The following is a 14,196-nucleotide window of genomic DNA, read 5'->3' as shown; positions in this document are numbered from 1 at the left end:
GTTTAAAAATGAAAAACCGCGTTGATTAAAGTTCTAAAACTTAATCAATGCGGTTCAATGATAAATAGCCTTCCTATATACGATTTATAAAAATCGAATAGCAAGACTACTTGTTATGATGATGTAATTGTGACAGGGAAAAATCATTCAAAAATGATAACATTTTGTCCACCTCTCATTTCCAATAAATGTATCACAATAAAAAATGTATTTCAATTATTTATTTAATTTCTTAAGTAATTCTTATTTAACTAACCTCCCTGTTAATTAAATAAGATAAGGTATCTAGAGAAACAACTCTGCGAACAGAGCCTTTCTAAATGACTGTTACTATCGGCGAAACAAATTGTATAATATTACCACGCGTTTAAAGGTCTGCTATTTCGGAGGCGTTTTATATGAAATTAAAGAGCTTCATCGTTACCTTTGGTTCATTTGTAGGGACGACAGGAATGCTTTACCTGTTTGGTCACCTATTTACTATTCCTTGGTTAATGTTCCATCACGAATATACCGTGAACGGAAGTGGATTCTTCATATCAGTTGGCTCGTTGGTACCACTACCGATCGGTTTGATTGTATGCTTTCTTGCAGAAAAGATTTATGTTTACAAGTTTCGATAAGAAGAGTGGATCATTCCATAATTTTTATTTAGGCTGTTTTCGTATAGGTTGTTGCTATTACCACCAAAAAAAAAGCCACTTTCAAAAGAAAGCAGCGTTACCAGTTCTTCAACTAAAGCACCGGATAGTTTAAGTGTATTTATTCACAATACACAATATTTCCAACGAAAGGTTGCTTTTATGACACATTATCATCAGTAACTAATTCTTCAACTCGATCTCTTTTGGTATACATGTCATACCAAATGTCAGCGATTTTGTCTTGCACTCCTGAATTCGGCTGCATCCAGATACCAATCGAAACATGCCCAGCATAAATACCCTTGTCCTTTAATTCACTGTTCAAATTTAATATATAATTTCGAAGGCCAGAAACAGCAATTCCGACATTACCCATCATTGGTACTGGATTGATTGCGGCAGCACCCGTCGTAAATAATAAAGCACCTTCTTGTTTATCCAACATATCTGGAAGGACTTCTCGAATACTCGATATTGCACCCATAACATTGAATTGAAATTGGTAAAATGCATTTTCTTCCGTTACTTCCAAAGTATTTGCTACTGTATCGATACTCGGAGTAGGGCTATATTCAAGCACATCAATAAATCCGTATTTTTCTTTGATCTTTGCAAATGCTAAACTAATTTCCGCTTTATTTAATATATCTGCTTGATATGCTACTGCTTCAACTCCTAATGCTTCTAATTCATTAACCAGTTGGTTTAACTTTTCTTTATTTCGGGCAATAAGCGCCACACGAAATCCATTTTGTCCGAACTTTTTAGCAATAGACATTCCTAATCCAGGTCCTGCACCAACAATTACAATATTTTTCATAGTTTTATTCCTCCATAGCTCCACATTTTTTAAAGAAAATTTTGTCATTATGGAATACTGCCTTATGTGATCGCCTTTTGATCTTTAGCAAAATCAAAATGATCTTATTCTTAACTTTATTTTGAACATAAATTAAAATTTACATGTTCCATCTGAACAATAATTATCAAGTGATGGCTCAGATTGCTCTTCAGCTTTATTATTCACGTAATCTTCATTCCAAACCTGTTGTAATATTTCTGAAAATACTTGGTTAGATTGCGCACCTGAGATGGCATATTTGTTATCCACTACGAAAAAGGGAACGCCTTGAATCCCAATTTTTGTTCCTTCGGCTTTATCGGCTGTAATATTCTCGCTATATTTATCATTTGCTAAAACATCCAAAGTTTCGTTGGCATTAAGACCTAACTCACTTACAAGTTGGGCAAGTGTTGCTGGGTCACCGATATCTAGTGAATCCGTGAAGTAAGCCTTCATAATTCGATCCATATATTCCTTCATCTTCCCATTCTCTTTTGCATAATACGAAAGTCGAAGTGCATCATATGAATTCGTAGGAATCATTGTATCTAATTGATAATCTAACCCCACCTTTTTCGCATGCTGTTTCAAATTATTATTCATTTCTTTTGCATTTTCATATGGGATACCATGCTTGGAAGATAAGACTTGATGGATATCCATACCTGTATTTTTTTTCGCATATGGATCTAATTGAAAACTACGAAATACAACTTCTACTTTTTCTTTATGTTCAAACTGTTCTAATCCTATTTCAAAGTTATGTTTGCCAATATAACAAAACGGGCAGGCAAAATCTGACCAAATCTCTACTTTCATCTTTTGATTCTCCTTATTTTTAAAGTTTTCTCCCCTAAATTGATTAATGTATTATTTATTTTCTACGATTTAAACTAAGCACAACCATTTTGGGTTTTAAAAACAACACTTGTAATCTAGGCAACACTAGTTGTATAAGTTATGATATTCTGAAATAGAACTATTAACAACCATCAAAATGGCTAATAAGTTGTTTACATAACACTTCCGTTATATTGTCGTTTTAAAACATCATTATGTAGCCCCATAAGGAGAAGAAAAACGATATGGAAAAAAATGATCCGAGAATACTTCGTACAAGACAATTGATAGTAGACGCATTTATTTCATTAACTAGCGAAAAAGACTTCAACCAAATAACGGTACGTGATATTGCTGAAAAAGCTACTATTAACCGCGCTACATTTTATGCGCACTTTGACGATAAGTTTGACTTATTACATTCTACAATCACTAATACTTTTACAGACAAATTGAAAAAAAGATTAAATGGTCACGAGGGATTCAATGAAGAAGTCATTGAAAATATTTTTCTAGCCATGTGTGATCACCATAAAGAGTTAAGCGACTTATGCCATAAAGGTTATAATTCTTTAGGAACTATTATAGAAAGCAAAATTAAAGAAGAGTTACAGAAGCTAATAGCTGATCTTGTGCTAAAAGAAACTAAAAATACCATTGTGTTAGAGGATAAACAATTGGTAACGACCCTATCTACTATACTGAGTTGGAGTATCTACGGAGCAACATACACGTGGAATAATAATGGAAGACCTATTTCAGCAGAAGAGCTAGTGACCAAGTCCCTTCCACTATTCACAAATGGAATGAGAAAGTATTTCTTTTAATGAAACTCAGTTATTATTCTGTTTTTTTAAGAATTATTCCATTTAAGTACCCAATTGGATTTTTATTGGATTATTACAATAACCTTTGGGATATAAACAAAAAATATCTCTTAATATTCATAAAGGCACATAAAAAATCGATTCTTCTTAGATTGATTTTTTATGTGCCTTTTAATTTAATGTTCATAATAAATTTTCCTAATTGCGCTAACCTGTCCCGTTAGTTAAATAAGGGTATTTTTTATCTGAGTTTTAAATGTATGATCATATTAAGAATCATACATTGAAAAAGCCGCCAATTGACGGCTTTTTAAGGCTCTAACGCCCCTGTTAGTTGAATAAGCTATATTTCCACTCCTCATCTAAGAGTGCATAATAATACTCATCCCACCATTCATTCCCTTGCCGAATACATTTCTTGAAAAAACCTTCTTTTCTCATACCTACTTTCTCCATAACTCGATATGAGGGAATATTATCAGGCTGAAAAGTCGCTATAATCCTATGTAATTTCATTTTCTCAAAACCATATTTCAATACAGAATGTGCTGCTTCAGATGCATACCCTTTATTATAATATTTAGGATTGAACACCCAACCAATCTCATATGTATGTTCACCAAAATATTTGTGAAACGCAATATGACCGATCAATGTTCGGTCATTCTTCAACAACACAGGAAAACACCTTGCATTTTCATTACTATTTTCAATTACAAATTTCTTCGCATCTTCATCCGAAAAAACACCCTCTGGGATATACTTCATTACATTAGCGTCCCCTGTATACGAATGGACAGCTTGCCAATCATCATATGTGAATTTACGAATTATTAATCTTTCCGTTGTTATGTCCACTTTCTCCCACCTAATTTCCATTTTTCTATCTTTGTCTATTAGATATGCTATGCATTTAAAGCTAAACTTGAAGATTTAGCAAACATTATTTCATCTTAATTAAATGACTATTTTTTACTCGTATATAATAAGGATAATAAGTATTAATTAATAAAAATCATCATACTCTGAACAAAAGCTTTCTTCTTTCTTATCAGATAGTTTAAAAAATGTATTCTGAGATACATCTAAAGATAATGCTTGATCTTTTGTTAAACCTTGATAAAAGCCTCTTAATACTCTACCAGTAAGCCCATGAGACATCACTATCACTTTTTCCTTATTCCGGATAGAATACAGCCATTCAGATATCCTTATTACAACCGAATCGTAACTTTCTCCATTAGGTGAATTAAAATACCAATTATAATTATTACTATTCTCCATAAGTTCCGGCCAGGACATTTCAATTTCTTTTGTTGTTAATCCAGCCCATTTACCAACAGTGACCTCTTTTAATCTATCTTCTAATATAACCTTGCTTTTGTCATAACCTAAAACTTCACATACTATATCAGTGCTTTGCTGCGCTCTTCCTAATGGACTCGAAAAAAACTCCCACTCCCTTGGGTTGTCTATAAGCACCTTTAGCAATTTTGCATTATTTTTTACTTGTTCAATGCCATCAGCCGTTAGTGGTGAATCCAGTTCTCCCTGATATCGGCCTTTTAAATTTAATTCAGTCTCTCCATGTCTAAGTATATAAATGGTTTGTTTCAAATTTCATTTCCCCCAAGTGAATTTAATTTACCATTTTTTCTTCTATTAATTATAATTCGCTTAATTATGCAACTATCCTGCCAAACGATGGTTTGAAAACTTAAAGTCCCATAAGTAAAATCCTAATGAGTAGATTCTCGTTGAAAAGAGTAATTCAACCTTGTCCTACCTTTACTAGTTTTTTGATAACCTTTCTTAAATTTCATTGAAGGATGCAAGATAATATTCTGTGAAAAATCTTAGAGGGAGTTAGAAGAAGAGACTAGAACAAGAGGTTTTTAGCCAGTGAAATAAATAGGTCGTTTATTGTTATTTAGAGGCTGATCGATTTGCAATCATCAAAATTTAAGGAGTGGAATTTAGTTCTATCCCACTCCCATTTTATTAGTCATTATAATGTTTTACTCTTCAGTCAAACGACCATTACGCCAAAGCTGTTGATAATACGGATGTTTTTTTTGTAAGGCTTCATGTGTGCCTTGACCTGACAGTCGTCCTTCTTCAAAGACAAGGATTTGATCTGCACTTGTAATCGTGGATAATCGATGGGCGATGATGATCGTCATCCGATTTTTCGTTAACGTTTGAAGGGCAAGCTGCACTTCGCGCTCTGATTCGTTATCTAAGTTCGATGTCGCCTCATCAAGTAATAAGATTTTCGGATTTCTTAAAATCGCACGAGCAATCGCAATACGCTGTTTTTGTCCACCTGAAAGCTTAATACCTCCTTCCCCAACCTCTGTATCGAGGCGTTTGTCCAGTTGCATGACAAAATCATAGGCATAGGCTGCTTGTAATGCGGCAAGTACCTCTTGTTCGCTTGCTCCATTCGTACCGTAGATGACGTTGTCACGAATCGTTCCATTTAGTAACGGTGCATTTTGACTGACATAGCCAAATAGCCCACGCCATTGCGTTAAGTTAAATTGCTCAATGTTATGGTCGCCGTACAAGATTGCACCCGATGTAACGTCATAAAAACGCTCAATTAGTGAAAATATCGTCGTTTTCCCACCGCCACTTTGGCTGACAAAGGCAGCCGTCTCATTCGGTTCTAATGTAAATGTCATGCCATTTAATACGTACTTTTCATTATATTTGAACGATACGTTTTGGAAATGGATAGGTTGTGGTGTGGCAGGTACCTGTTTCCCATCTTGTACTTCACGTTTCTCATTGAGTGCTTCTTCAATACGCTCTGTCGCACCAAGTGTTTTTTGTAAATCGGTAAAGAACGTCGCCATTTGCGTAAACGGCATAATTATTTGTACTAAATAAATCATAATGGCCACGAGTTCACCCGAAGTAATGGCACCTGAAGCAACCTGTGTGCCTCCGTATCCAAAAATCGCAATGAGTACGACCATCATTAGTAATGTCATGAGTGGTGTAAGGACTGCGACTATTTTCGCTTCTTTTAGTCCAAACTTATATAATTGTTGTATTTGATCTCTTCCACCAGTTAACTCTTGCTGCTCTGTTTGAGAAGCTTTCACAAGGCGAATGTTCGATAAAATACGGCCTAAACGTCCGCCGAAATGTGCAAGCTCATCTTGATTTGCTTTCGAGAGTCCGTACATTTTTTCACCTAACGGATACGTCACAAAAATTGTCAGTGGTACGGCAATGAGCAAAAGTAGCGTCATTTTCCAATCAATCCATAGTAAAATGACAACCGCACCAAGTATTGCGAACAGTCCTGACACAAACGACACGAACTGCTCTGTCACAAATTCCTTCACGACATTTGTATCTTGTGTAATACGACTCATCGTTTCGCCTGATTCATGGGCATCGTAATACGACAAGCGTAAATGAAGCATATGCTCCCACACTTCTGTCCGTAAATTTGCGACAACTTGTTCACCTAAGCGACGCATCATATAAAAAGCAATGGCACTGAAAATTGCTTGAGTAATCAAAATCCCAATGACCGGTAAAAGCGAAGTCACCGCGAAGCCGGCTCCTGAAATTTGATTTATTAGCTTCATTGTCATAAGTGGCACAACAAGTCCTGCTGCGACCTCTATTAAGCTAATAAAAAGTAGAAAGACTAACTGTCGCTTCGCAATTTGACTGCGATTCATCAGCGTCCAAAGCTGCGACACTTTTCCTTGCATTATACGTCACTACTTTCTATAAACATGACTTTTTCAAAGCGGAAAAATTCATATTCTTCATCTGATTCAGGCTCTTCCACTCCGATATTCGGGCCGGGATTACCTTGGTGATAAAACTCAACAATTTTGAAGCCACATTTATTGACGTAAAAATGAATATTACGCTTTTCAAAATATGGTGTGTGCAACTCCCAAACCTTCGTCTCAGGGAACGCCGCTTCTATCGCTTCCCACGCCTTTGTGCCGATTCCTTTTCCGTGAGCACTTGCCTTCGTATAGAGGAAGTCCACTTCATTACGCTGCGTCTCTTTATTAATTTTTAACACTACCCCACCTACTCTTTCGCCGTTTTGTACGAGTTGGCGCACGATCGACTCTTTTGCAGTAAGCGAATGCTCAATATCCTCATCAGACGGGAGTGGCCCCATTTCTGTTGGATCTTCCTCCTCTAAGAAACTATCTTGTAACCCTTTCATGAACGCCTCTTGTAATTCTGCTTTAACTATTGTTAGCTCTTCCTGCGAAACAGGTACTAATGTAATTTGTTCTTGTTTTGTCATTTATATAAAACCCTTTCTATCTTAAATTAAAAAATGCGCCCGATTGTTAAAAATAGTAGACTCCATAGGACAGCACTTGCCCCTGCATATAGCATGTACTTTTTTAGAGGCATATACGACATCCCACAAAAATAGCCGGCAACGTGTCGCATACCAGGCACAAAATAGCTCACAATGATGGCAGGAGCCCCGTATTTATCAAGCCAATGCTCCACCTTACCATTCCATTTCCGGGATAGCCGAAACCATTTCCCTAGCCAATCCAGCAACGGACGGCCAATCCTTTTACCAAGTACGTAGCTCACCAACATACCCATAAGCGAGCCACTAAACACCACTATTAGAGAAAAGCTATAATGTAACATGCCGATTTTCGTAAAATAACCGACAAGTAATACCATCAATTCATCGGGAATCGGTAGGCTAAATAGTCCTAGAGCAAGCATAATGAAGATTGCTGCATACCCATAGTTTTCAATTAACTGATTTACGAGCGTCATGAATTTCCTCCTTATCTATATTTATTTTCTTAAAGTGAGGAAATTTCAGATGGCTCACCATTAACCAAGCAAGAAAACACGTGCTTACCGCTAATACCCACGGTGACATAAACGATGTACTTAAAAATAACCCAATGGCTGCTACTGGAACAGGTAGTCCGACAAACGTCGGTAAATTACTTTGCATCGCATTAAATCGAGCTAAGCGAAGCACGGCACCGATGCTATAAAGCAGAGCAACCCCTAAACCAATTTTCCCAAGCTGTATTAAAACGAGTTGGTATGCTAAGATCGCTGGTGCAACCCCGAATGTCACACTATCTGAAAGTGAATCTAACTCTTTTCCAAATGAGGAAACAGCATTTAATCTTCGTGCTGTCCACCCATCGAATAAATCAAATAGCAAGCCTAAACTAATACAGACAATCGCAATACCAAATTTCTGTTCAAAAACGGCGTATATCGCTAGTACGCCACAGGCGAAGTTACAAAGTGTCAGCATCGTTGGTAATAACAGCTGTGGCATTCTTCTTGCTCCTTTTTTCCTTCTACATTTCTATAAAATAAGTCATCCAATGAAAACATTTATCTGACTTGTCTGTTGTATGTTTTCGTGTTATGTTCACAATAAACAGTGTAAGGTATGGAGTAACTCTAGAGTAAAGAAAGAAGTGAAACGTAATGAAAAAAACAGCAGAAAAAACATTTTCCACTGGCGAATTTGCCAAATTACTCGAAGTAAATAAGGATACGCTCCTGTATTACGATAAAATCGATTTATTTAAACCAGCTGGCACCTTTGATAACGGCTATCGCTACTACACATTTGATCAGTTCGATCAATTTGTAGCCATTCAATCGCTCCGTGCCGTTGAGCTGCCTATTAAAGAACTCAAAACGTATTTTGATGCGCCTAATATCCAATCATTGCAACAACTAGCAATGGAACAGCAAGAAAAAGTAGCAAGGGAAGTTCTAAAATTGCAGGATATACAATTTTTCCTTGAGCAAACGGTCGCTCTGACGAAGGAGATGAAGGAGATTTCAATTGGAGAAGTCTTGATAAAGCCGTTAGCAGCTGAACCTGTTGTGTATAGCGAAGAGAAAATGGATTGGTCAATCTCAATGGAAGATTTGTACGAACAATCTACCACATTTTTCAAAAAGCTCGGCGTTAAAAGTACAGCCGCCTATGGGATTGTGTATTCAAAAGAAGATTTTTCAAAGGAGGAAACTGAGAGGGAAAGCTACCTATTTTGTCGCCTAGACGATCCGTCAGCGAAAATTAAACCAGCAGGAGACTATGCAATTATTTATCACCAAGGACCTTATGATGAACTTTCGCAGACGTTTGCAACGTTACTCACTTATTTAGAAAAAGAACAGCTCGAACTTGACGGTGACATTTACGAGGAATATTTACTGCATTCCATTGTAGCTAAAGAAGAAAAAGATTATATTACAAAAGTTAGTGCGAAAGTGAAGCGATTGGCATGAGCTCTTCACCTCTCGAAAATTGTTATACGTAACGTCTATCTTGATGGATAGGCGTTTTTATTTTTCAAAAACAATCCATAAAAAAAACGCTGATGAAAAAAATCAGCGAGTGCGTGGGTATATCATCTATATATAAAAATCAAACACTGATATCCTGGTTATTATTCATTTGAATTTTTTTCAATCGGTTTATATCCAAACGAATCAATAAGGAAATAATCAAGGCAACAGCGAAAAAACCTGTGAAAACGATTAAGCTTTGGGAATAGCTCCCTGTCGTTTCTCTAATCCATGAAGCGAACATGGGACCCGCTAATCCTGCGGCCGCCCACGCCGTCAAGATATAACCATGGATGGCACCTAGTTGTTTTGTGCCAAATAAATCGCCGATATAAGCCGGAATGGAAGCAAATCCTCCCCCATAACACGTATAGATGATGGCTAGTAAAATTTGATAAATTACGGGGTTATCCGTAATGATCAAAAGTGGGAAGGCAATGACTTGTATGGTGAAAAATATCGTATACGTATTCGGCCGACCGATAAAATCCGATACGGAAGCCCAGCCAATCCGCCCGAGACCATTAAAGGCACCAAGCACTCCTACTAATGCCGCGGCTGCAACGGCACTCAAACCAATGCTTTCCTGAGCAAGAGGAGATGCCGCTGAAATGATGGCAATCCCACAAGTTATATTAATGAACAACATGAGCCACAGATAATAAAAGCGTTTCGTCTTTACCGCTTCGTTAGCCCTCAGTTGTGAAAGGTCCTGTAGCGCCTTCACCTTGCCTGTTTTGATTTTCTCTTTATACCCAGCAGGGAGCCACCCTTTCTCCGGAGGTGCTAAGTAAAGAGAGGAAGCAATCATAATAACGAAGTAAGCGCTTCCAAGTATAAAAAACGTATTAGCGATTCCAACCGAACCAATCAATCCTTGAATGATTGGCGAGTTGATCAGTGCCGCGAATCCAAAACCCATGATGGCTAGACCAGTCGCTAGACCCCTTCGATCTGGAAACCATTTCACCAAAGTGGATACCGGAGCAATATATCCCACACCAAGCCCGATACCACCGAAAACACCATATGAAAGATAAAGCAGTGGCAAAGACTCCATACTAATCGCTACACCGGCACCCGAAATGCCTAAACCAAAAAAAATCGCTGACAAGATTCCTGCTTTTCTAGGTCCATATTTTTCAACAAAATGGCCAAGAAAAGCAGCCGACAGCCCAAGAAACAGAATTGCAATACTGAAGGTTAAGCTGATGTCCGTCAAATCCCAACCGAATTCACTGGCAAGTGGCTTTGTGAATACACTCCATGCATACACCGAACCGATTGACAGGTGAATCCCCACGGCCGAGAGCGCAATCAGCCACCTATTCTTTGTCTTCTTCCCCATCCCCCAACATCCTTCCTTACGAGTGAACGTAACTGATATATACAAATGAACAGATGATAATTAACAAAAACAATAGATGTTAATTTATGTAAATCATCTACAAAAATAGTAACACACAGTTATTTATTAGACAATTCAAATTATTAACTCACAAGGCTCCAAACTCTTTATCTTGAAGAATGGATATTGATCAAGGGAAACCTATCCATAAAACTCCTCTTCTTATCAAAGGAACCTTCCCATCACTAAGGTATTATAGAAGTTCCCGTCAGATAAAAGCTTGTCCTTTTTTAAGATGCCTTCCACTTCAAAACCATATTTTTCATACAGTTTTATAGCCGTATGATTCGTTTCCAGGACATATAAAACGACCTTCCTAATACCATTCGAATCTGCCCACTGAAGGGATTTTTTTAATAAGTTTTGTCCTATGCCGTATCCCCAATATTTCTTTAATACACAAACTCCGAATTCTACTTTATGAGAGGTTCTGTTCAAATTGTTACCTTCACATCTTGAAAAGCCTACAATTTTGTTATTGATTTCAGCAACTAAAAATAGGCTAGTATTATGTTCTGCATCGTTTTTGATAAGTTGTCTAAAACCCAATTCATCAAGGTAGGCTTCCCCTTTTTCCCTATCTAAATTCTCTGTTTCACCATCTACCTGTACCCTAACTTCGGACAAGCTTTTCGCATCCATTTCCATTGCTGATCTTACATGATAAGACAAATTTCTAACATGAAACTCGTGGGAATCCACCAACATGATCATTCACATCCATTCTTTACTTCATTTACTTGGTACGAGAGCAATAGAAAAGTGCATTGAAAGAATCAACGCGCTGAAATATCTTAATGCAACATGATGGTATCGCCCTTTAATTACGATTATCACTTCACTTGGTAATAAATTCAACCATTTGTCTTCTTATAGATAAATTGCCCTTAAAGGTTTGCTACCACAAAAAAAGGCATTTGAGTCAATATTCAAATGCCTTTTTTTCCGGATTATGCTTTAGCAGCTAATTCCACTAAACGTTTTTTTCTTCTAAACCTGTAGCAATGATTTCTTGCGCTTTATCAGGCATTGCATTGTGACCTTCGTTGATAACTTCGTCACGGCACTCAAACCGATGCCTTCTTGAGCAAGAGGAGAGGGCGCTTAATGATGGCAATCGAATTCTTGCAGGTATAAGTAAACTAGTCTTTATTCGTTAATGGATTCTCAAATGTGAAATAGCCACGCGACAATCGGTCCTAAAAAGGAGCCAAGGATTGCACACAATGTCATCGTAACAGAACTCATTGAAAAGGTCAGTTCACTGTATTCGGCAGCTTTAGAAGTTCCCATGGAATGTGAGGCACTACCGAGGGCGATACCTCTACCAATTGGGCTTTGCACGCGCAAATATTTAAAGATAGTAGGAGCTACTATTACACCAAAGATTCCTGCAATCAAACAGCTTACAATTGTCATGGAAGCATTCCCCTCCAATCCTCTAGCTACTTCTATGGCAACGGGCGTAGTAAGGGATTTAGGAATAATGGAAAGGATTAATGTATGATTTATGCCAAGTATCTTAGCAAGGAGGCCAACCGTGACCATTCCAGAAATGGCACTGACCAATACTCCACCCAATATGGTGAAGAAGTGATTTAATAAAAAATAACGCTGTTTATACAAAGGGTAAGCAAGTGCTGCAACGGATGGACCTAAAAGGGAATTAATCCATTGACCACCAGCCATATAGCTTTTGTATGGAATATGAAACAATAAAAGGATAAGGATAATCAAAATAGTTGCCGTTAAAATGGGAATTAAAAAAGAATAAGAATACCGTTTATATAATAGCGTCATTAAAGAATAAGCGACGACAGTTAATAAAATCATGAAGAATGCGAAGAGAACGTGCTGCATTCTTTATCACCCTTTCTTTCTTGTGCTTTTTTCTCAAAAAATTGACTTACCGTTCCTGCTATTGCAATAGAAATAATCGTGCTTAATAGAACGGCTGCAACGAGCAATGCACCTTGGATCGAAAGTAAGGAAGGATAGTTCATGATGCCAACTGTCGAAGGAATAAAGAATAATATGAGTGTGCTTAACAGAAAACCTGCCCCATTCTCTATAAACTTTACTGGCACTATTTTTAAGCATAAACAAGTGAAAAGTAATAGGAGGGCTACTATACTCCCCGGAATAACTAAGTGAAATAGGTTGTGAATAACGGTTCCGATGTAAGAAAACATGTACAAAATGCATATTTGAAAAAGGATATTGAGAATTTTCTTCATGATTGTGTTGTCCTTTTTAGGAGCAACTTCCCTTCTTTCATTTAAATAATGAATATCATCATATATAGGCTGATGATTCTCACCTTTTCGGATTTTCTTTTTACTCCTTAAGATTTTCTATTATGGTGTTATATGTGTTATCAAGATGGCTCAAAACAGCATCCGTTGTTTGGCGTAAATTCCTTGCTTTTAACCCCTCAATAATTAATGTATGTTCGTTATATACCTTATCTAAGCTTAATCCTTGCTGTAATGCAGCGATTCCATACCAATTAAAATGGTCAATGAGGTTTTCGATTAATTGATAGAGCCGATTATTTTGGCTTAACTCCGCTAGGAACAAGTGAAAGGAAGTATCATGGTACACAAACTTTATAGGATCTTCCATAAGGTGGGATAGTTGTTGATCCATCTGCTCAATCTTAGAGATCATTTCGTTATCGAGAAGAGGAAGCAGTAGTTCAATGATCAATACTTCGTTAGCCTTTCGCAACTGAAAGACTTCATCAACATCGTGTCTATTAATGGTTTTGACCAAAATTCCTTTTCTTGGTAAAGATTGAATCCACCCTTCTAGTTCTAGCTGTTGCAAAGCTAATTTTAAAGGGGTGCGGCTAATTCCAAGGCTTTCACTAAGTGAACGTTCATATAACATGGATCCAGGCTCGACTTTTTGTTGAATGATTCCATTCTTAATTTCTTTATATGCATGTTCTTTAAATAATTGGGGCTGTTCTGCCTTTAAGAAACTCATTCAATTTCACCCTTTATCAAAATAGTCGTTAGATAATTATAAGAAATTATCAGTATGGTTAATATAAAAGAAATCTGGCATCTGGTATACCAGATGCCAATAAAAAAAGTATATCATTTGTTTCGTTTTTAGACAACATTTTGATAAAGCGTAGTAAATCATGGGGTGGGGGGCGCTTCTTCATAAAAGAACCATGGACGGTTGAGCTTAATTGCTGACATTTCTTAATACATGTCCGTTGCGCTTTAGCCCATGCCTGCACGTCTTATACAGGCTTTTATCCATCTA

The 14,196-nt window shown here is 37.1% G+C and carries 16 protein-coding genes; 3 read left to right on the top strand and 13 right to left on the bottom strand.

The genetic code is table 11. The features are described from left to right. The first annotated feature begins 398 nt into the window (after positions 1-398). A complete protein-coding gene (locus tag ACQKL5_RS13855) occupies positions 399-623 on the top strand; it encodes a hypothetical protein (protein WP_427609463.1) in 225 nt (74 codons plus the stop codon). A gap of 178 nt (positions 624-801) precedes the next feature. Here ACQKL5_RS13855 and ACQKL5_RS13850 read toward each other — a convergent pair whose 3' ends face one another. Further along, a complete protein-coding gene (locus ACQKL5_RS13850) occupies positions 802-1,464 on the bottom strand; it encodes an SDR family NAD(P)-dependent oxidoreductase (protein WP_427609462.1) in 663 nt (220 codons plus the stop codon). A gap of 132 nt (positions 1,465-1,596) precedes the next feature. After that, positions 1,597-2,307, bottom strand: coding sequence for a DsbA family oxidoreductase (locus ACQKL5_RS13845; RefSeq protein WP_427609461.1), 711 nt, complete (start codon positions 2,305-2,307; stop codon positions 1,597-1,599). A 266-nt stretch (positions 2,308-2,573) separates the two neighbouring features. On the opposite strand from ACQKL5_RS13845, the gene ACQKL5_RS13840 reads away from it, so the two are divergent. Then, positions 2,574-3,155: a TetR/AcrR family transcriptional regulator gene (locus ACQKL5_RS13840; protein WP_427609460.1), complete on the top strand. Its 582-nt coding sequence runs from the start codon at positions 2,574-2,576 to the stop codon at positions 3,153-3,155. 330 nt (positions 3,156-3,485) lie between these two features. Here ACQKL5_RS13840 and ACQKL5_RS13835 read toward each other — a convergent pair whose 3' ends face one another. The 6 genes from ACQKL5_RS13835 to pssA form a co-directional block, all read right to left on the bottom strand. Further along, positions 3,486-4,013: a GNAT family N-acetyltransferase gene (locus tag ACQKL5_RS13835; protein ID WP_427609459.1), complete on the bottom strand. Its 528-nt coding sequence runs from the start codon at positions 4,011-4,013 to the stop codon at positions 3,486-3,488. A 147-nt stretch (positions 4,014-4,160) separates the two neighbouring features. After that, positions 4,161-4,772 (bottom strand): histidine phosphatase family protein, encoded by a 612-nt coding sequence (locus tag ACQKL5_RS13830; RefSeq protein ID WP_427609458.1) that lies wholly within the window; start codon positions 4,770-4,772, stop codon positions 4,161-4,163. A 401-nt stretch (positions 4,773-5,173) separates the two neighbouring features. Beyond that, positions 5,174-6,892, bottom strand: a complete 1,719-nt coding sequence (locus tag ACQKL5_RS13825) for an ABC transporter ATP-binding protein (RefSeq protein ID WP_427609457.1) — start codon at positions 6,890-6,892, stop codon at positions 5,174-5,176. Further along, positions 6,892-7,452, bottom strand: coding sequence for a GNAT family N-acetyltransferase (locus tag ACQKL5_RS13820; protein ID WP_427609456.1), 561 nt, complete (start codon positions 7,450-7,452; stop codon positions 6,892-6,894). The genes ACQKL5_RS13825 and ACQKL5_RS13820 overlap by 1 nt, the downstream gene beginning before the upstream one ends. A gap of 26 nt (positions 7,453-7,478) precedes the next feature. Beyond that, complete coding sequence (locus ACQKL5_RS13815) at positions 7,479-7,952, bottom strand: DedA family protein (RefSeq protein ID WP_427609455.1); 474 nt, start codon at positions 7,950-7,952, stop codon at positions 7,479-7,481. Further along, the gene (pssA, locus tag ACQKL5_RS13810) at positions 7,927-8,478 is read right to left on the bottom strand and encodes a CDP-diacylglycerol--serine O-phosphatidyltransferase (RefSeq protein WP_427609454.1); all 552 of its coding nucleotides are present in this window, start codon (positions 8,476-8,478) and stop codon (positions 7,927-7,929) included. Before pssA ends, ACQKL5_RS13815 begins: the two co-directional genes overlap by 26 nt. A 155-nt stretch (positions 8,479-8,633) precedes the next feature. On the opposite strand from pssA, the gene ACQKL5_RS13805 reads away from it, so the two are divergent. After that, positions 8,634-9,449, top strand: a complete 816-nt coding sequence (locus ACQKL5_RS13805; protein ID WP_427609453.1) for a MerR family transcriptional regulator — start codon at positions 8,634-8,636, stop codon at positions 9,447-9,449. A gap of 139 nt (positions 9,450-9,588) precedes the next feature. Here ACQKL5_RS13805 and ACQKL5_RS13800 read toward each other — a convergent pair whose 3' ends face one another. From ACQKL5_RS13800 to ACQKL5_RS13780, 5 genes are all read right to left on the bottom strand, one after another. Beyond that, a complete protein-coding gene (locus ACQKL5_RS13800) occupies positions 9,589-10,857 on the bottom strand; it encodes an L-lactate MFS transporter (protein WP_427609452.1) in 1,269 nt (422 codons plus the stop codon). Between the two features lie 225 nt (positions 10,858-11,082). Then, complete coding sequence (locus ACQKL5_RS13795) at positions 11,083-11,625, bottom strand: N-acetyltransferase family protein (protein ID WP_427609503.1); 543 nt, start codon at positions 11,623-11,625, stop codon at positions 11,083-11,085. A gap of 459 nt (positions 11,626-12,084) precedes the next feature. Continuing rightward, positions 12,085-12,777, bottom strand: coding sequence for an LrgB family protein (locus tag ACQKL5_RS13790; protein ID WP_427609451.1), 693 nt, complete (start codon positions 12,775-12,777; stop codon positions 12,085-12,087). Continuing rightward, the gene (locus ACQKL5_RS13785; RefSeq protein ID WP_427609450.1) at positions 12,747-13,154 is read right to left on the bottom strand and encodes a CidA/LrgA family protein; all 408 of its coding nucleotides are present in this window, start codon (positions 13,152-13,154) and stop codon (positions 12,747-12,749) included. Before ACQKL5_RS13785 ends, ACQKL5_RS13790 begins: the two co-directional genes overlap by 31 nt. Before the next feature lie 100 nt (positions 13,155-13,254). After that, positions 13,255-13,908: a GntR family transcriptional regulator gene (locus tag ACQKL5_RS13780; protein WP_427609449.1), complete on the bottom strand. Its 654-nt coding sequence runs from the start codon at positions 13,906-13,908 to the stop codon at positions 13,255-13,257. Between the last annotated feature and the right edge of the window lie 288 nt (positions 13,909-14,196).

The sequence above is a fragment of the Peribacillus sp. NPDC097675 genome (assembly GCF_050277655.1).
Classification (GTDB): domain Bacteria; phylum Bacillota; class Bacilli; order Bacillales; family DSM-1321; genus Peribacillus.
This window is presented reverse-complemented; position numbering and strand designations above follow the sequence as displayed.

Coding starts and splice junctions, on each gene's coding strand:
- ACQKL5_RS13785 (WP_427609450.1), bottom strand. CDS start 13,154: ATGAAGAAAATTCTCAATATCCTTTTTCAAATATGCATTTTGTACATG.
- ACQKL5_RS13825 (WP_427609457.1), bottom strand. CDS start 6,892: ATGCAAGGAAAAGTGTCGCAGCTTTGGACGCTGATGAATCGCAGTCAA.
- ACQKL5_RS13780 (WP_427609449.1), bottom strand. CDS start 13,908: ATGAGTTTCTTAAAGGCAGAACAGCCCCAATTATTTAAAGAACATGCA.
- ACQKL5_RS13795 (WP_427609503.1), bottom strand. CDS start 11,625: ATGTTGGTGGATTCCCACGAGTTTCATGTTAGAAATTTGTCTTATCAT.
- ACQKL5_RS13815 (WP_427609455.1), bottom strand. CDS start 7,952: ATGACGCTCGTAAATCAGTTAATTGAAAACTATGGGTATGCAGCAATC.
- ACQKL5_RS13840 (WP_427609460.1), top strand. CDS start 2,574: ATGGAAAAAAATGATCCGAGAATACTTCGTACAAGACAATTGATAGTA.
- ACQKL5_RS13820 (WP_427609456.1), bottom strand. CDS start 7,452: ATGACAAAACAAGAACAAATTACATTAGTACCTGTTTCGCAGGAAGAG.
- ACQKL5_RS13790 (WP_427609451.1), bottom strand. CDS start 12,777: ATGCAGCACGTTCTCTTCGCATTCTTCATGATTTTATTAACTGTCGTC.
- ACQKL5_RS13845 (WP_427609461.1), bottom strand. CDS start 2,307: ATGAAAGTAGAGATTTGGTCAGATTTTGCCTGCCCGTTTTGTTATATT.
- ACQKL5_RS13800 (WP_427609452.1), bottom strand. CDS start 10,857: ATGGGGAAGAAGACAAAGAATAGGTGGCTGATTGCGCTCTCGGCCGTG.
- pssA (WP_427609454.1), bottom strand. CDS start 8,478: ATGCCACAGCTGTTATTACCAACGATGCTGACACTTTGTAACTTCGCC.
- ACQKL5_RS13855 (WP_427609463.1), top strand. CDS start 399: ATGAAATTAAAGAGCTTCATCGTTACCTTTGGTTCATTTGTAGGGACG.
- ACQKL5_RS13805 (WP_427609453.1), top strand. CDS start 8,634: ATGAAAAAAACAGCAGAAAAAACATTTTCCACTGGCGAATTTGCCAAA.
- ACQKL5_RS13850 (WP_427609462.1), bottom strand. CDS start 1,464: ATGAAAAATATTGTAATTGTTGGTGCAGGACCTGGATTAGGAATGTCT.